The organism is Labrenzia sp. VG12 (genome assembly GCF_002237595.1).
Taxonomy (GTDB): domain Bacteria; phylum Pseudomonadota; class Alphaproteobacteria; order Rhizobiales; family Stappiaceae; genus Roseibium.
The window spans coordinates 2,988,760-3,004,349 of record NZ_CP022529.1 but is presented as its reverse complement, the minus strand read 5'-3'; the positions used below and the strand labels follow the sequence as shown (position 1 = coordinate 3,004,349).

Here is a 15,590-nt window from a genome sequence, read left to right as displayed (position 1 = left end):
AAGCCGTTTTCATGTCGGGTTCCTCTGCCAAAGCAAAGTTCAAATCGCTGACAGGGTGTTCCCGATAGATGTCCGGCCAATCAGAGGGGTGCCGGGCTTCCTATTCTGGAGGGACAAATGGGGGACATCCTACGGCTGGTCTTGAAGAGACTTGGCTTGGGTGTGATCACGCTTTTCGTGGTTTCAATCCTGATTTTCTTTGCGGTCGAGCTACTGCCGGGCGACATCGCACAGGCCGTTCTCGGCCAGGGGGCAACGCCCGAGACCGTTGCGGCACTTCGTGAAAAACTCGGCCTCGATCAGCCGGCCATCCTGCGCTACTTCCAATGGCTCGGCGGCGCCCTGACGGGCGATTTCGGCGTTTCGCTGGTTTCCGGCGAACGGGTCAGCGCAGCCATCAGCGACCGGTTCATACAGACGCTGTTCCTGGCGACTTATGCCGCGGTGATCGCCGTTCCGATTTCCATCATTCTCGGCATCATCGTCGCGCTCCTGCGCAACACGCTGTTCGACCGGGTCGCCAACGTCGTGACCCTGACCTCCATCTCCTCGCCGGAATTCTTCCTAGGTTACATCCTGATCCTCTACCTGGCCGTGAAGACCAACTACTTCCCGGCCATTGCCAGCCTGAGCGCCGACATGACCTTCGGCGAGCTGCTGCATCGCACCTTCCTGCCGGCACTGACGCTGGTCTTGGTGGTGACGGCGCACATGATGCGCATGACGCGGGCGGCGATTATCAACCTTTTGGCGTCGCCCTATATCGAAATGGCCCGGCTGAAGGGCGTGCCACCCTGGAAGGTGATCGTCAAACACGCCCTTCCCAATGCCTGGGCACCGATCATCAACGTGGTCGCGCTCAACCTTGCCTACCTCATCACCGGTGTGGTCCTGGTGGAAGTGGTCTTTGTCTATCCGGGCATCGGCCAGCTTCTGGTGGACGCGGTGGCCAAACGCGATTTTCCGATCGTGCAGGCTTGCTGCCTCATCTTCGCTGCAACCTTCATTCTGCTTAATCTGGCAGCCGATGTCGGGGCGATCCTGACCAATCCGCGTTTGCGGCATCCGAAGTGAGGGCAGCGACATGAGCACATTTGTCATCGGATATTACGCGCTGCTGATCGGGGCCTCCTGTCTCGCAGCCTATTACAAGCGGCGGGAAATTTTCCTGCTGATATTCTCTCTTACCCTCGTTTCCTTTGTTACGGGGATCATCGGCGGTGCGCCTGCGCTCCGGCTCATTACGACATTTGCCGGCCTTCTGGCGCTGGCCGCTGGAACCTCTTACGCGTTTCGAGAATTCCTGATCCTGATCACGCCGGAAGGCGTTGCAAAGGAACTCCGGACCGCTCCGCTCACGGCGGCCTTCGGCATGTTCGTGATCTTCACCTATGCCATTGCCGGTATCTTCGCGCCGATCATCGCCCCTTTCGGGGAGGCCGAGGTGATTTCCTCCGCTTTCGCGCCGGCGGATGAAAACATGCTGCTCGGAGCCGACCAGCTCGGCCGCGACATGTTCAGCCGTATCATCTACGGGGCACGCAACTCGGTTGGCCTGGCACTGATGGCAACAACCCTGGCCTTCGTCATGGGAGCCATGGCCGGGCTTCTGGCCGCCACGAAGGGGGGCTGGTTCGACCAGTTCATGGGCCGGTTCGCGGATGTGATCATGTCCGTGCCGTCGCTGATCTTCTCGCTGCTGATGCTCAGCATCTTCGGCACGAATCTCATCGTGATCGTGATCGTGGTCGCGGTGATCTATGCGCCGCGTGTTTTCCGTCTGACCCGAGCCGTCGCGGGCAACGTCGTGGTGATGGACTATATCGAAGCGGCAAAGCTGCGCGGGGAAGGCACCTGGTACCTGATCCGCAAGGAGATCCTGCCGAATTCAACGGCGCCTTTGATTGCCGAATTCGGTCTGGAATTCTGCTTCGTGTTCCTGTTGATCGCGGGTCTGTCCTTCCTCGGGCTGGGCATTCAACCGCCAACCGCTGACTGGGGGTCCATGGTGCGCGAGAACGCCACCCTGATCTCCTTCGGTGAAATGACACCGCTGATCCCGGCAGCCGCCATTGCGCTGCTGACGGTTGCGGTCAACTTTGTCGTCGACTGGATGCTGTTCCGGTCCTCCGGCCTGAAGGAGGTTTGAGCATGGTTCCAAAGAAAGACGTGCTCCTGCAGATCGAGGGTCTGCGTATCGAAGGCTATTCCGACGAGAAATGGATCGAGATTGTCCACGGGGTCGATCTCACCCTGCACAAGGGAGAGGTTCTCGGCCTGATCGGCGAGTCCGGGGCTGGTAAGTCTACCATCGGACTGGCGTCCATGGGGTTTGCGCGCGACGGCTGCCGGATTTCCGGCGGCTCGATCGAGTTCGACGGCATGGAGCTGACCACAACACCGGAATCTGCCCTGCGGGCCCTGCGCGGGTCGCGGATCGCCTATGTGGCCCAGTCCGCTGCGGCCTCCTTCAATCCTTCTCACAAGATCATCGATCAGCACACGGAAGCCCCGATCCAGTACCGGATCCAGAAAAGGGTCGAGGCGCAGGAAGATGCGATGGAGCTCTACCAGCGGCTTCGTCTGCCCAATCCGGATGAGATTGGTTTCCGCTATCCGCACCAGGTGTCCGGCGGTCAGCTGCAGCGCGCCATGACCGCCATGGCGATGGCCTGCCGTCCGGACCTGATCATCTTCGACGAGCCGACCACGGCGCTGGACGTGACCACCCAGATCGAGGTGCTGGCCGCAATCCGGGACATTGTTGACCAGTTCAACACCGCTGCGATCTACATCACCCACGATCTGGCGGTCGTGGCGCAGATGGCGGACACAATCAAGGTGCTGCTGAAGGGAGAGGAAGTCGAGGAAGCGCCAACCGCACAGATGCTCGACACTCCTAAGGAAGAGTATACCAAGAGCCTGTGGGCCGTGCGCAGCTTCAAAAGGCCGCAAAAGTCGCGGCCGGCCAGTGCCGATGCGCTGCCCATCGTCTCGGTTCAGGGCATCGATGCAGCCTATGGTAAGGTCAAGGTGCTGGATGATGTCTCCTTTGACATCTATCCGGGTATGACCGTTGCGGTGGTGGGCGAATCCGGCTCGGGCAAGTCGACCACGGCGCGCTGCATCACGGGCCTTCTTCCACCCTCAAAGGGCAAGATCCTCTTCAATGGCGAGGAATTGCCGCCGCGCTATCAGGATCGCTCAAAAGACCAGCTGCGTCAGGCGCAGATGATCTACCAGATGGCTGATACCGCGCTGAACCCGAAGATCCGGATCAGCGATATTATCGGCCGCCCGGCGCAGTTCTATAGCGGATTGCACGGCGCGGAGCTGAAGAACCGGGTAGACGAGTTGCTCGACCTGATCGAGCTGGACCCGGCCAAATTCTACAATCGTTATCCGCCCGAACTCTCAGGTGGACAGAAGCAGCGTGTCGGCATCGCCCGTGCGCTGGCGGCCAACCCGGCCTTCATCATCTGCGACGAGGTGACCAGCGCGCTCGACCAGCTGGTGGCGGAAGGCATTCTGAAATTGCTCGACCGGCTGCAGCAGGAGTTCAACCTCGCCTATATGTTCATCACTCACGATCTGGCAACCGTGCGGTCGATCGCCGATGAGGTGGTGGTGATGCAAAGAGGTAAAGTGGTCGAACAGGGGCCGAAGGACGAAATGTTCACCCCGCCGCATCACCCTTACACCGACCTGCTTTTGTCATCGGTTCCCGAGATGGATCCGAACTGGCTGACAACGCTGCTCGATGAACGGGGCACGGATGCCATTGGTGAGGCGGCTGACGTTTGAAGCAGGCCGGAAAAACAAACACCCCCGGATCAGCTGATCCGGGGGTGTTCAAAACTCAAAACCACGCGTGTGGCAGGACGGTTCAGCCGACCATCAAATAGCCGGAAACAACCATCGCACCGACAATAAGCGCATAGACACCGACCAGCGCCGGCCAGGTCCCGCTGTGCTCCTTGTACTCGCGAATGAGATCATCACGTGTCATGCCGATCTCCTCTTCTGCCTGCCGATTGTGCAGGATGATGGCTGTTTGATCTTTCGCGACACTTAAGCGAGACACGTTAAGAATTCAATGCGGGATTCCGCGAATCTCACCCCTAATTTCGCATAACAGCCCTGCAAAGCTCTGCTGTTTTTGCAGAGCACAAAACAGTGTTCGGTTAACTTGCCTATTCTGCCGATGAAGTTTTTCGCAGCTCCCGCGATACTTCGGCCGCCTTGCGGATTGCCGCAGCATAGAGCGTAACGTCGATGCTTGTTGCAACAAACAGGGAGCCGAGTTTCAGGCAGGTGGCGGCGAAATCGGCATTGGTGGTCAGGATGCCCGGCGCCTTGCCGGCTGAGCTGATCCGCGTCAGCGCGTCCGTGATCGTGGCGACGACGTCCGGGTGCATGGGCTCACCGATATGACCCATGTCGGCAGCGAGATCCGCCGGACCAATGAAGACGCCATCGACACCCTCAACGGAGAGAATGCCGTCCAGTTCGGCAAGGCCTGCGCGATTTTCGACCTGGAGCAGCAGGCAGATTTCGGCGTCGGCCGTCTTCAGGTAGTCCGGAATGGCCGAAAAACCCGAGGCACGGGCAAGGGCCGATCCAACTCCGCGCATGCCCTGCGGTGGATAGCGGACCGCACGCACAAGTTCTTCGGCCTGAGCCTTGCTTTCCACCATCGGGATCAGCAAGGTCTGGGCGCCGGCATCCAGAAACTGCTTGATCAAAGTGGTGTCGCCGATCGGCAGCCGAGCGACGGGCTTGCTGTCCGAGGCCTCCACGACCCGGAGCTGGGCCATCATGGAGCGCAGGTCGTTGGGCGCGTGTTCACAGTCGATCAGCAGCCAGTCGAAACCTGCGCTCGCCGTGATTTCCGCGACATACGGATCGGCCAGGCCAACCCAGCATCCCATCTGGACGTCGTTGTTCTTCAGGGCAGCTTTGAAGGCGTTCACCGGTGCAGGCATTTTCTTTCCTCAGGAAAAAGAACAGGAGACCGAGCCGAACGGTCCGAAATCGGCGTGGATTTCAGCACCGGACGGGCATTCCACCGGCCGGATGAAAGAGCCGGACAGAATGACCTGGCCGGCTTCAATCGTCTGGCCGTATCCTGCCATGCGCCGGGCCAGCCAGACCACACTTTCCACCGGATCGTTGAGAACGCCGGCGCCGAGGCCGGTCTCCTCGACCTCGCCGTTGCGGGTGACAATCGCTCCGACCCAGCGAAGGTCAGTTGCGCCGGGATCGTGTTTCTCGGTGCCCAGCACCAGTCCGGCATTGGCGGCATTGTCGGCGATCGTGTCGAAGACCTTGCGGGTTTGGCCAGTCTCCGGATCGACCCGCAGGATGCGTGTGTCCAGAATTTCAAGGCTCGGACAGACGTAGTCGGTTGCCGCCAGAACCTGGTCTCTGGTGACAGTGTCACCACCCAGAGGTGCCTTCATCACGAAGGCGATCTCCGCTTCGATGCGTGGCTGGATGAAGCGGGTTTTCGGTATGGTGCCAGCGTTTTCAAACAGCATGTCGTCAAACAGAACACCGCTGTCGGGAATGTTGATCTTGAGCGCATCCTGCATGGCCTTTGACGTCAGGCCGATCTTCCAGCCGATGACCTTGCGCCCGGCATCCAGCTTGGCCCTGGCAAAGGCTTTCTGGATGGCATAGGCGCCGTCCATGTCGAGATCAGGGTGGCGTTTTGTTAGAAGGCCGATTTGCGTCAGAGACTGCTCTGCGGTGAGCAGGTCTGCGGCCGCCTGTGAGATATCCGTGTCGGAGAGCCTCATTGTTCGTCATCCACACCGTTCCTGAGAAGACCGATCCCGTCCACTTCGATCTCGACCACGTCGCCGGGTTTCAGATATCGGGGCGGGTCGAAGCGGGCACCCGCACCCGTCGGTGTGCCGGTCACGATGATGTCGCCGGGCTGAAGGGTCATGAAGGTCGAAATATAGGCGATCTCTTCCCGGATCGGGAACGTCATGCGCTTCAGGTAGTCGTCCTGACGGACCTCGCCGTTGACGCGGGTGACGAGGCGCGCCTCGTCCAGCTGTTCTGCCCTTTCGAAAGGCACCAGCCAGGGACCCATGGCACCGGAGCAGTCCCAGTTCTTGCCCTGGGTAACATTGAATTTTGCGTGCCGCACCCAGTCGCGGATGGTGCCCTCGTTGCAGAGTGTCAGGGCGCAGATGTGGTCATAGGCGTCTTCGGGCCTGATGCGCCGTCCGGCCTTGCCGATGACGATGGCAACTTCGCCCTCGTAATCGAGTGTGTGATTTTCGGGCGGCCGGATCAGCGGTCGGTCATGTCCGGTGAACCCGCTGGCAAAGCGCGGAAACAGGGACATGTATTTCGGCTGGCTGCTGCCGTCCTTGTATTCCGCATTCCGGTCGGGGAAGTTGACGCCGACACACAGGATTCGCGGTGCATTGGGCAGCACCATCTCATAGGTGACGTCCGTATGCGTGACAGGTCGGTCTGCTGCTGCGTCGATGAGATCCTGCAAGCCGCCTGCACGCAAGGCGTCGTAGAGCGTCGGCCAATGGGAGAACAGGGGCGACAGCGCGATCATGCCATCGCCGGTCACCGCGCCGTAAAAGATTTCACCATTGACGCTGTAGGTCGCAAGGCGGGTCATGAGGGCTCCAGGTTGCGGGCGACATCCGTAATGACGTCAAGGGCATAGGCAACGTCGTCTTCGGTGCAGTCGAACTGGCCGACCTGAAACCGGATGACCTTGGCGCCATCAAGGAGCGTCTGGGTCAGGTAGATGCGGCCATCGTCGTTGATGGCATCGACAAGGCGTTGATTGAGGGCGTCGAGATCCGCGGCGCCAGCGGGTGCATGGCGGAAACTGAAAAGCGAGAGAACCGGTTCGGATGTGATCTCGAAGTCCGGTTCGGCGCGCAGGCGCTCGGCAAGTTTTCCGGACCAGGCAACATGGTTGCGGATGCGCTGGCGCAGGTCTTCCAGTCCGTAGGAGCGGATCAGGAACCATAGTTTCAGGGCTCTGAAACGGCGGCCGAGCGGGATCGACCATTCGGAATAGTTGATGACACCGTCATGGCCATGGGTCTTCAGATATTCCGGCCGGATCGCCAATGTACGCACCAGGTCTTCCGGATCACGGACAAAATGCGCCGAGCAATCAAACTGGGCGCCCATCCACTTGTGCGGATTGAAGACCATGGAATCGACGCCGTCGACACCGGTCCAGAGCTCCCGGTACTCCGGTGCGATCATGGCGGCGCCCGCCCAGGCCGCATCGAGATGGACATAAAGGCCGTGTTCCCTGGCCATCTTGACCACGGCGGTAACGTCGTCTGACGCGCCGACACCGGTGCCGCCGGTACAGGCAATGATGCCGGCCGGCAGGTACCCTTCTGCAAGGTCGGCCTCGATCGCATCCCGGAGCGCGTCCGGATCCATGGAGCGGTTCTGTCCCTTGACCGGGATCCGCACCAGATTGTCCGCGCCGATGCCGGAAATCCAGATGGCACGGTCGATCGACGTGTGCACTTCGTTGGAGGCATAAACACGCAGCGTTTTCTGGCCGGACAGGCCGGATGTATTGCCATCCCAGCTGAGGGCCTTTTCGCGCATGGTCAGGACGGCGGCGAGCGTTGCGGTGGAGGCGCTGTCCTGGATCACGCCGGTGAAATTGTCCGGAAGACCGACGGCCTGGCGCAGCCAGTCCATCATCTTCGTTTCCATTTCCGTTGCCGCCGGTGAGGTCTGCCAGAGCATGCACTGGGCGGCCATCGCGGTGACCAGCTGCTCGGCGAGAATGGACGGCGGCGAAGCGTTGGCCGGGAAATAGGCAAAGAACCGTGGGTGCTGCCAATGAGTCATGCCCGGCAACACGATCTTCTCGAAATCGGCGAAGATCCGTTCCATCTCTTCGGCGAGTTCGGGTGGTGCCTCCGGCAGCGCATTCAGGATCTGGCCCGGTGCGACCTGTGCGCGGACGGGCCGGGTGCGGAGGGAGCGGTGGTAGTCCGCCGTCCAGTCGGCAAAACGACGGCTCCACGAAGCAAAATCGGTCCAGTTCATATGACCACCTATGGCGCAACGATGGGCTGGGCCGCAAGGCTTGGTGCCCTGACGTCGGTTCCTTCAAAAACCGAACCTTCCTCGAACCAGCTCTTGGGGCAGGTGCACCCCAGAGGGTCTGGCGCTGCGGGTCTTTCAGATCCCACCTGATCGGCTCCAGGTCCGGATCGACCGTCTGGTAGTCGGAACAGTAGATCTCGATCCGATGGCCATCCGGGTCGCGGATATAAAGAAAGAAGGCATTGGAAATGCCGTGACGGCCCGGGCCGCGTTCAATATTGGCAACCCATCCGGTGGTTGCCATCAGGTCGAGCAGGTCGATGATGTTGAGCGGGGTCGGCACCCAGAAGGCGGTGTGGTGCAGGCGCGGTCCGCGGCCATTGGTAAAGGCGATGTCATGGACGCCACCCTTGCGATGGGTCCAAGCGGCCCAGAGCCGGCCGCTCTCCTCGTCCTCGGTGTATTCGGTCACGCGGAAACCGAGCTCGTTGTAAAAGGCAACCGACGCATCGACGTCGGGCGAGAAACAGTTGAAGTGGTCGATCCGGAGCGGCTTCACGCCTTTATAGAGCGCATATTGCTGATGGATCGGCGGCAGGCGGTCCATCCTTGAGTAGAATTCCAGCGGGATGCCGTGCGGATCGCGCGTGCGGAAGGTCCGCGACTGATAAGGCCGCTCGACCCAGTCCACAGGAAGGCCCTTTGCTTTGAAGAAATGTTCCGCCTTGTCGAGATCTTCTTCGCTGAAGACCTTGAAGCCGAGATCGCGGGCACAGGCGGCCTCTTCCTTCCGCAGGACCAGACAGTGATGACCGCGTTCTTCCATGGCGCGCAAGTAAATCACGTCGCTGCTTTCGTCGGTCACCTGCAGGCCAAGCGTGTCGACATAAAAGGCACGGCTCTTCTGAAGGTCCGTGACGGCGAGTTCGACATGGCTCAGACGGACTATGTTGAAGGGGGGATAGAGATTGGGGGCGGGGATGGGCATGGGCTGTCCTGAAAAGCTTATTGGACCGGGAAGATGACGTTGGTCTGGCCGGTGCCGGAACTTGGGAAATACTCTGTCACGACCTCGCATGCCGCGGTGTAGGCATCCCAGCCGAGCGCACCGTAAAGCATTGCCGTATCGTGCATGGATCCTTCGCCGCAACAATGTTCCGCATATTCGGGAAGCATCTTCAGGAAGGTGGCGTGATCACCGCGTTGCCACATGTCGAGCACATGCAGGTCGACCTGACGATTGAATTCCGACGAGATCGTGAAGGTGCCGTTGTTGGCGGCGTAGTCCCTGTTTGCCCAGATCTTGTGGCTGAGCGAGCCTGAAGCGACCAGCAGCACCTTTTCGTCGCTTGCCTCGACCGCGGCGCGGATCGCTTCGCCGACGATCCGGCTTTCATCATGGCCATGGACCGTGCACCAGGCGGCAACGGACACCACCTTCATCTTGTGTTCCCGGCTCATGAACCGCATCGGCACCAGGGTGCCGTATTCCAACTCCAGGCTGTCGAGATGATGGGCGAGCGTGTGGGCGCCCCTGTCCGACGCCTCTTTGGCGATGGCATCGCCCAGGGCCGGATTACCTTCATAGGCATAAGGCAGGTTCTGAATGAAATGCGGAAATTCGTTGGAGGTGAACAGGCCCTCGAAGCGGCTGTTGGCGTTGATATGAAACCCTGCATTGATGACCCAGTGGGTGTCGCAGACAATGGCCGTGGTGGCACCGAGTGCCTTGGCGCGGCGGGCAATTTCTGCGTGGCCGTCAATGGCCGGCTGGCGCTTGCCTTCGACGGGGCCGGGCTGTTCCGACATGAGCATGGTCGGCACATGCGTCACCTTGGCCGCAAGAACGATTTCTCCCATTTTGTCCTCCCAGAACGGCGTTTGTCAGTTGGCGCCGAGGCGCGGGATAGCGTGCTGGCCGGTGGCCAGGCCGATGTGTTTCTGTTCCATGTAGAAGTCGAAGGACCAGTCGCCGCCGTCGCGGCCGATGCCGCTGGCCTTGACCCCGCCGAAGGGGGTGGGCAGATGCCGGACATTTTCCGAGTTCACCCAGATCATGCCGGCCTCCAGCTGGTGGGTGAAACGCAAGGCGCGCGTCAAGTCATTGGTCCAGACATAGCCGGTGAGGCCATAGGGAATGTCATTGGCGATCTGGAGCGCTTCGTCTTCGGAGGAAAACCGGATGCTGGTCAGGACCGGACCGAAGATCTCCTCCTGGGCAATCCGCATGGAATTGTCGGCACCGGTAAAGAGGGTCGGGCGGACGAACCAGCCCTGATCGCCGTGCCGCTCGCCGCCGGCGGCAATGGTGGCACCGTTTTCCTTGGCAATGCCGAAATAGCCGGTGACCTTGTCGAAGTGGGTCTTGTGGATCAGGGGACCGATTTCGGTCTTCGGGTCGAGCGGGTGGCCGACCTTGATCCTGTTGACACGCTCGACCAACCTGGCCTCGAAGGTGTCTGCAATGGTGTCCTGCACCAGGAGGCGGGAAGACGAGGTGCAGCGCTCGCCGTTCAGCGAATAGATCATGAAGATGGCCGCATCCAGTGCGCGGTCGAGATCGGCATCGTCAAACACGATCACCGGGTTCTTGCCGCCCAGCTCAAAGTGGACACGCTTCAGTGTCTCCGCTCCCTGTTTCATGATCATCGAACCGGTCCGGCTCTCACCCACAAAGGCGATTGCCTTGATGTCGGGATGTTCGGTCAGCGCCTTGCCGGCGTCTTCACCATAGCCGTTGACCAGGTTCCAGACGCCTTTCGGCAGGCCGGCCTCTTCCGCGATTTCCATGAGAATGCGCGCGGTCAGCGGCGAGAATTCCGCCGGCTTGTGGACCACCGTACAGCCGGCGGCGAGCGCCGGCGCGATCTTCCAGGTGGAAAGCATGAAGGGTGTGTTCCACGGGGTGATCACACCCACCGGGCCGATGGGGACACGTGTTGTTATGTTCATGAGGGTCGGCGATGGCAGAGCCTGGCCGTCCCGGGCGCCCGGTGCCTTGTCGGCAAAGAAGCGGAAATTTTCGGCACCGCGCAAGGCGGCCTTTGACATGAAGCGGAGCGCCTGGCCGGTGTCCCAGCATTCGCACAGCGCGATTTCTTCCGCCCGTTCGACAATGCCGTCGGCAATCTTGTGCAGGATCTTCTTGCGTTCTGAGACTGCCATGTCACGCCACGCGGGGAAAGCTGCCTTGGCCGCCTTTGCTGCTGCGTCTATGTCGGCCGCGCCGCCCTTTGCGACCTCGCAGATCAGGCTTTCATCGACCGGTGAGCGTGTCTGGAAGGTTTCTCCGGAGACTGCGGCAAGTGTCTCTCCACCGATCTGGTTGAGGATGCCGGTCTCCTGAAAACGTGCCAGGTAGCCGGTCAGTTTGCCGAGATTGGTCTCAAGGTCGGACATGGTTCAAGCAGTTCCCAAATGGTCGCGAATGGTGCCCGTCTTGGGCGAAAGGTTCGGGTCGATGTCACGCATCTCCAGGGAAAGCGCGAGCGAGCTGGTGGTCAGTGCGGGGGTCAGAAACACCTTTGCAGCCTGAAAGAGGCGCTGGGCCGCTTCCTGTTTGACAGCATCCGACCGCCCGGCGCGCAGGCGTACAGAAATGTCGATGAAACCGTGTTTCGGGTCGCCGTCGGCGATGGAAAAGTGCTCACACCGGATGGCGCGGACCCTTAGGCCCGGCATTGGAAAGGCGTCGATCAAGGCAGCCTCTGCACGCAGATGGTTGCAAAGACCCTGCAAATCGAGCCGCTCTTCCAGATTGGCGGAATACTCCAGCGTGATGTGCGGCATCGGATTTCCTTAACAGCGCAATATTTGCTATGTTAAATATATTCCGGCAGGCTTGTCAAACTTATTATGTTAAATAACAGGCAGACTCACTGTGGACCTTGCATGACAGAAAACGAAAATCCCATGGGTGGCGAGGCGCTGCCTTCCACCCGGCGTTCCATCCCGATTGCGCTGATCCGTGCCCGTGAAAAGGTAATGACGCCGATCCGCGAAATGCTGGCCGACAGTGGCATTACCGAGCAGCAATGGCGGATCCTGCGGGTGCTGGAGGAATTCGGGCCGCAGGACGCGTCCACCCTGGCCGAGCGTGCCTGCCTTCTGTTGCCGAGCCAGACCCGGATCGTGCAGACGCTTCTGGAAAAGGGGCTGGTGACCCGTCAGGCGGACGAGAAGGACCGGCGCAAGCAGACGGTGGCCATCACCGATGCCGGCCGCGCTATCATCGAGGAGAAGCTCGATGATGCGAGGGCGATTGCCGCAAGGATCGAAGAGGTCATCGGCAAGGAAAAACTGGCACAGCTTCTGGATATTCTGGAGGACTTTCAGAAGCTTTAGGTGGATTTTCCTGGGTGCGATTTCAAACCCAGCGTCATCCTGAGGAGCGCGCCTGCGCGCGTCTCGAAGGACTGGTTGCACACTCCCGAACACGTTGCCGCTCCTTTGAGACGGACCTTTTGGCCCTCTTCAGGATGACGATGGTGTTTGTGCCGGCAGCTGGAGTGTCAGGGTGCCCGCATCGTTAGCCACTCCGGAGCGCTGCGGACAGGATTGGGGCCCCGATCGCGCTTCGCTTGTCGGGGACCGCCACCAGTGGGGAGGCTGAGCAATCGTCCGCTTCGTCGCCGTTCAGTCCGACACCGCCTTGAGTCCCGTTTCCACAGCCGACAGGATCTTCGAGACATGCTCTGCGGTCAGGATGAGGGGCGGTGAGAAGATGGCGTTGTTACCGGAGACGCGGATCATGACGCCGTCTTCATAGGCGGCCTGTTGCAGTTTCAGCGGGATGTCCTTGCCGACAGGCTTCTTGGTGGCCCGGTCCGAAACCAGTTCGATGGCGCACATCAGGCCTTCACCACGCACGTCGCCAATGAGTTCGTACCGTTCCTGCAACCCTTTCAGGCCGCCCAGCAGCTCCGGGCCGCGGGCGGCGGCATTTTCATGCACCTTGAGGCGCCTGATTTCAGCAAGGGCGGCGAGCGCAGCTGCCGCTCCGACGGGATGTCCGGAATAGGTATAGCCGCTGTCGATGGAAGCGACGCCAGAGGCATCGTTCTCGAAGACCTCGGCGACCTGGCCGGAAATCATCACCGCGCCAAAGGGGAAATAGCCATTGGTGATCGCCTTGGCGGTGCACATCAGGTCCGGTTTGACGCCCCAGTGACGGGCGCCGCTTTCAGACCCTGTGCGGCCGAATGCGGTGATGACCTCGTCGGAGATCAGCAGAATGCCGTTCCTGTCGCAGATCTCGCGCACCATCGGCATGAAGCTCGGATGGGGCGGCATGACACCGCCGGCACCCAGCACAGGCTCCATGATGAAGGCGGCGATCGTGTTGGCGCCCTGGAAGGCGATCTCGTCCTCGAGCGCCGCGGCGCAAAGCTGGGCGAGCCTGGCCGGATCGCTCTCGTTGAACGGGTTGCGGTAGGTATAGGGCGCCGGAATGTGAAAACAGCCCGGCAGCAGCGGCTCATAGGCGTTGCGGAACTTGCCGTTGCCATTGACGCTGGCGCCGCCGAAATGGGTGCCGTGATAGCCCTTTTTCAGGCTGATGAACTTGGTGCGTCCGGCTTCGCCGCGGATCCGGTGATACTGGCGGGACAATTTGAGTGCGACCTCGACGCTGTCCGAACCGCCGGAGGTGAGAAAGGCGCGGGTGAGGCCGTCGGGGGCAAAGAACTCGGCGAGCTCGTAAGAGAGTTCAATGACCTTGTCGTTGGAGGTGCCGCGAAAGATCGAATAATAGGGCAGGGCCTCCAGCTGTGCGGCAATCGCTTCTTTTACCGGGGCGCAGGAATAGCCCAGATTGACGTTCCACAAGCCGCCGACCGCGTCGATGACCTCATGACCATCGACATCGGTGATGAAGACATCGCGGCCACCGGTCAGGATGGTCGGCAGGTTGGACTGACTGTCGGAGGGATGCGCCATCGGGTGCCAGACATGGCGGGCGTTGTTTTCCTTCAGGAAGTTGGAGTCCTTCATGTCAATTCTCCTTGGGTGAGCAACGGCAGGCCAAGAAGGCGCAGCGCATCGTCATATGATTGGCGTGGGGTGAGGACGTCGAAATGAACGGATCTGAGGCCGGCAGCCTCCGCACCGCGAATGTTGCGCAGCTGGTCATCCACAAAGACGCAGTTGGCCGCGGGCAGGTCGAGCTTGTCGAGGCAGTGCTGATAGGCACGCGGGTCGGGTTTCAGAATTCTGGTATAGGTGGCGTCGACGATAACGTCGAAATCCTTCAGGAAGGCAAGTTTCTCGCGGAATTCTGAGCCGTAGAACAGATCGAGTTCGTTGGAGAGGATGGCGAGTCTGCAGCCGGCGTGACAGGCGATTTCGATGGCGGCCAGGGCTTCCGGCCGCATCACGGCATCGGGATCCGCGCCACGGGCGGCCTTGACGAAATCCGCCATCTTCGTGAACGGACGGCCGGTGAGGTCTGCAACTTCACGTGTCCGGATGCGCCAGTAGTCGCGTTCGGTGATCTCGTCTTGCTGCATGGCCTGCCAGAGCGGGTCGGACGGTGGATCGAATGGTCCGCGCCAGGTAAGTGTTCCGGCGGCAAGTCCCAGTGCCTTTTCGGTCAGGTCGTGGGTTTCGAACAGGGTGCGTGTGACAACGCCGCCGAAATCCAGAACCAGGGCTTTTTGATCATGCGGCATGGTGCCAGATCCTCTGAAGGTCGGTCGGAACAAGCCCGCCGAGTTTTTCGGTGACCTCGGCGGCCGTCCGGATCAGGTGGCGCCGGATGTCTGATTTCAGGTCTTCGGTCATGCGCACCGTTGGAGCGGCAACGGCAATGGTGCCGATCGCCTCCAGGCGGTCCCCGAAAATTGGTGCCGCAAAAGACGAGACGTGCTCCTCAAAACCCTGGTCGACAAAGGCAATGCCGTTCTCGCGCACTTCTTTGACACTTGCCTGCAGCTGTTTGGCACTGGTGATCGAATGACGTGTCCAGGCCTTCAGGGGGGAGCGCAAAAGATCTGTCAGAAGCTGCTCCGGTCCGAAGGCCAGCATGGCAAGGCCGGAGGCGGTGGCGTGGAGCGGCAGCAGTTCGGCCTCGTCGAAATAGACCCGGGTGCCGTGGATCAGGGCGTCATGGTGATAGAGCGGCGACAGGTGGTCGCCTTCGCGCAGGGAAACATGCACCAGCTCACCAAGCTCTGCCGCCAGATGTTCCACCAGCGGGGCCACGAGCGTGCGCGCCGGGAACAGACGCTCGCGCACGGCGGCGAGACGCAGGATGGCCGGTCCGAGGCGGTAACCCTTGGTGCCGGGGTTCTGCTCCAGAAAACCATTTGCAGTCAGCTCCACCAGGTGGCGATGCACCGTCGCCTTGTCCTGACCCGACAGTTTGCGGAAGTCGGTCAGGCCGATTTCCGGACGGCTTGCCGAAAAGTGGTTCAGGAGGTTCAGCGCCTTGGTGATCGTGCCCATCGAAAGAAGGTTCCGCCTGTCTGCGTGTCTGGATCGGTGTTGTGATCTTGACATATAGTTTCATTTGAAACAATATATTT

At 60.6% G+C, this 15,590-nt stretch carries 15 protein-coding genes and 1 pseudogene; 4 read left to right on the top strand and 12 right to left on the bottom strand.

What is annotated here, in order from left to right:
* The first annotated feature begins 117 nt into the window (after positions 1 to 117).
* The 3 genes from CHH27_RS13960 to CHH27_RS13950 are packed head-to-tail and all read left to right on the top strand — an operon-like array spanning position 118 to position 3,804.
* Positions 118 to 1,074 (top strand): ABC transporter permease, encoded by a 957-nt coding sequence (locus tag CHH27_RS13960; RefSeq protein ID WP_094072135.1) that lies wholly within the window; start codon positions 118 to 120, stop codon positions 1,072 to 1,074.
* 10 nt (positions 1,075 to 1,084) lie between these two features.
* Positions 1,085 to 2,149 carry an ABC transporter permease gene (locus tag CHH27_RS13955; protein WP_094072134.1) on the top strand — a complete coding sequence of 355 codons (1,065 nt, stop codon included), beginning with the start codon at positions 1,085 to 1,087 and terminating at the stop codon, positions 2,147 to 2,149.
* 2 nt (positions 2,150 to 2,151) lie between these two features.
* A complete protein-coding gene (locus tag CHH27_RS13950) occupies positions 2,152 to 3,804 on the top strand; it encodes an ABC transporter ATP-binding protein (RefSeq protein ID WP_094072133.1) in 1,653 nt (550 codons plus the stop codon).
* An 82-nt stretch (positions 3,805 to 3,886) separates the two neighbouring features.
* On the opposite strand, the gene CHH27_RS28505 is transcribed toward CHH27_RS13950, so the two are convergent.
* The 9 genes and pseudogenes from CHH27_RS28505 to CHH27_RS13905 all read right to left on the bottom strand — a co-directional run bounded on the left by CHH27_RS28505 (position 3,887) and on the right by CHH27_RS13905 (position 11,856).
* Positions 3,887 to 4,009 carry a hypothetical protein gene (locus CHH27_RS28505; protein WP_256386386.1) on the bottom strand — a complete coding sequence of 41 codons (123 nt, stop codon included), beginning with the start codon at positions 4,007 to 4,009 and terminating at the stop codon, positions 3,887 to 3,889.
* A gap of 184 nt (positions 4,010 to 4,193) precedes the next feature.
* Positions 4,194 to 4,985, bottom strand: a complete 792-nt coding sequence (locus CHH27_RS13940; RefSeq protein WP_094072131.1) for an aldolase/citrate lyase family protein — start codon at positions 4,983 to 4,985, stop codon at positions 4,194 to 4,196.
* Between the two features lie 9 nt (positions 4,986 to 4,994).
* On the bottom strand, positions 4,995 to 5,801 hold the full coding sequence (gene hpaH, locus CHH27_RS13935) for a 2-oxo-hept-4-ene-1,7-dioate hydratase (protein ID WP_094072130.1): 807 nt from the start codon (positions 5,799 to 5,801) through the stop codon (positions 4,995 to 4,997).
* Positions 5,798 to 6,652 carry a fumarylacetoacetate hydrolase family protein gene (locus CHH27_RS13930; protein ID WP_094072129.1) on the bottom strand — a complete coding sequence of 285 codons (855 nt, stop codon included), beginning with the start codon at positions 6,650 to 6,652 and terminating at the stop codon, positions 5,798 to 5,800. Before CHH27_RS13930 ends, hpaH begins: the two co-directional genes overlap by 4 nt.
* Positions 6,649 to 8,067, bottom strand: coding sequence for a pyridoxal-dependent decarboxylase (locus CHH27_RS13925; RefSeq protein ID WP_094072128.1), 1,419 nt, complete (start codon positions 8,065 to 8,067; stop codon positions 6,649 to 6,651). The genes CHH27_RS13930 and CHH27_RS13925 overlap by 4 nt, the downstream gene beginning before the upstream one ends.
* A gap of 8 nt (positions 8,068 to 8,075) precedes the next feature.
* Positions 8,076 to 9,055 (bottom strand): annotated as a pseudogene (hpaD, locus tag CHH27_RS13920) (3,4-dihydroxyphenylacetate 2,3-dioxygenase).
* Between the two features lie 17 nt (positions 9,056 to 9,072).
* Positions 9,073 to 9,927 (bottom strand): 3,4-dihydroxyphenylacetate 2,3-dioxygenase, encoded by an 855-nt coding sequence (gene hpaD / locus CHH27_RS13915; protein ID WP_094072127.1) that lies wholly within the window; start codon positions 9,925 to 9,927, stop codon positions 9,073 to 9,075.
* 24 nt (positions 9,928 to 9,951) lie between these two features.
* Positions 9,952 to 11,466, bottom strand: a complete 1,515-nt coding sequence (hpaE, locus tag CHH27_RS13910) for a 5-carboxymethyl-2-hydroxymuconate semialdehyde dehydrogenase (protein ID WP_094072126.1) — start codon at positions 11,464 to 11,466, stop codon at positions 9,952 to 9,954.
* Between the two features lie 3 nt (positions 11,467 to 11,469).
* Positions 11,470 to 11,856: a 5-carboxymethyl-2-hydroxymuconate Delta-isomerase gene (locus tag CHH27_RS13905; protein ID WP_094072125.1), complete on the bottom strand. Its 387-nt coding sequence runs from the start codon at positions 11,854 to 11,856 to the stop codon at positions 11,470 to 11,472.
* Positions 11,857 to 11,958: 102 nt separating this feature from the next.
* On the opposite strand from CHH27_RS13905, the gene hpaR reads away from it, so the two are divergent.
* Positions 11,959 to 12,411 carry a homoprotocatechuate degradation operon regulator HpaR gene (gene hpaR / locus CHH27_RS13900; RefSeq protein ID WP_094072124.1) on the top strand — a complete coding sequence of 151 codons (453 nt, stop codon included), beginning with the start codon at positions 11,959 to 11,961 and terminating at the stop codon, positions 12,409 to 12,411.
* A gap of 291 nt (positions 12,412 to 12,702) precedes the next feature.
* On the opposite strand, the gene CHH27_RS13895 is transcribed toward hpaR, so the two are convergent.
* From CHH27_RS13895 to CHH27_RS13885, 3 genes are read right to left on the bottom strand one after another with little or no spacing between them, the layout of a single operon-like run.
* The gene (locus tag CHH27_RS13895; RefSeq protein ID WP_094072123.1) at positions 12,703 to 14,058 is read right to left on the bottom strand and encodes an aminotransferase class III-fold pyridoxal phosphate-dependent enzyme; all 1,356 of its coding nucleotides are present in this window, start codon (positions 14,056 to 14,058) and stop codon (positions 12,703 to 12,705) included.
* Positions 14,055 to 14,735 (bottom strand): HAD-IA family hydrolase, encoded by a 681-nt coding sequence (locus CHH27_RS13890; protein ID WP_094072122.1) that lies wholly within the window; start codon positions 14,733 to 14,735, stop codon positions 14,055 to 14,057. The genes CHH27_RS13895 and CHH27_RS13890 overlap by 4 nt, the downstream gene beginning before the upstream one ends.
* Positions 14,725 to 15,510 (bottom strand): IclR family transcriptional regulator, encoded by a 786-nt coding sequence (locus CHH27_RS13885; protein ID WP_094072121.1) that lies wholly within the window; start codon positions 15,508 to 15,510, stop codon positions 14,725 to 14,727. Before CHH27_RS13885 ends, CHH27_RS13890 begins: the two co-directional genes overlap by 11 nt.
* Positions 15,511 to 15,590 lie beyond the last annotated feature (80 nt).

What these genes read in the sequence shown, in the direction of transcription:
- CHH27_RS13960 (WP_094072135.1), top strand. Translation starts at nt 118, where the DNA reads ATGGGGGACATCCTACGGCTGGTCTTGAAGAGACTTGGCTTGGGTGTG.
- CHH27_RS13955 (WP_094072134.1), top strand. Translation starts at nt 1,085, where the DNA reads ATGAGCACATTTGTCATCGGATATTACGCGCTGCTGATCGGGGCCTCC.
- CHH27_RS13950 (WP_094072133.1), top strand. Translation starts at nt 2,152, where the DNA reads ATGGTTCCAAAGAAAGACGTGCTCCTGCAGATCGAGGGTCTGCGTATC.
- CHH27_RS28505 (WP_256386386.1), bottom strand. Translation starts at nt 4,009, where the DNA reads ATGACACGTGATGATCTCATTCGCGAGTACAAGGAGCACAGCGGGACC.
- CHH27_RS13940 (WP_094072131.1), bottom strand. Translation starts at nt 4,985, where the DNA reads ATGCCTGCACCGGTGAACGCCTTCAAAGCTGCCCTGAAGAACAACGAC.
- hpaH (WP_094072130.1), bottom strand. Translation starts at nt 5,801, where the DNA reads ATGAGGCTCTCCGACACGGATATCTCACAGGCGGCCGCAGACCTGCTC.
- CHH27_RS13930 (WP_094072129.1), bottom strand. Translation starts at nt 6,652, where the DNA reads ATGACCCGCCTTGCGACCTACAGCGTCAATGGTGAAATCTTTTACGGC.
- CHH27_RS13925 (WP_094072128.1), bottom strand. Translation starts at nt 8,067, where the DNA reads ATGAACTGGACCGATTTTGCTTCGTGGAGCCGTCGTTTTGCCGACTGG.
- hpaD (WP_094072127.1), bottom strand. Translation starts at nt 9,927, where the DNA reads ATGGGAGAAATCGTTCTTGCGGCCAAGGTGACGCATGTGCCGACCATG.
- hpaE (WP_094072126.1), bottom strand. Translation starts at nt 11,466, where the DNA reads ATGTCCGACCTTGAGACCAATCTCGGCAAACTGACCGGCTACCTGGCA.
- CHH27_RS13905 (WP_094072125.1), bottom strand. Translation starts at nt 11,856, where the DNA reads ATGCCGCACATCACGCTGGAGTATTCCGCCAATCTGGAAGAGCGGCTC.
- hpaR (WP_094072124.1), top strand. Translation starts at nt 11,959, where the DNA reads ATGACAGAAAACGAAAATCCCATGGGTGGCGAGGCGCTGCCTTCCACC.
- CHH27_RS13895 (WP_094072123.1), bottom strand. Translation starts at nt 14,058, where the DNA reads ATGAAGGACTCCAACTTCCTGAAGGAAAACAACGCCCGCCATGTCTGG.
- CHH27_RS13890 (WP_094072122.1), bottom strand. Translation starts at nt 14,735, where the DNA reads ATGCCGCATGATCAAAAAGCCCTGGTTCTGGATTTCGGCGGCGTTGTC.
- CHH27_RS13885 (WP_094072121.1), bottom strand. Translation starts at nt 15,510, where the DNA reads ATGGGCACGATCACCAAGGCGCTGAACCTCCTGAACCACTTTTCGGCA.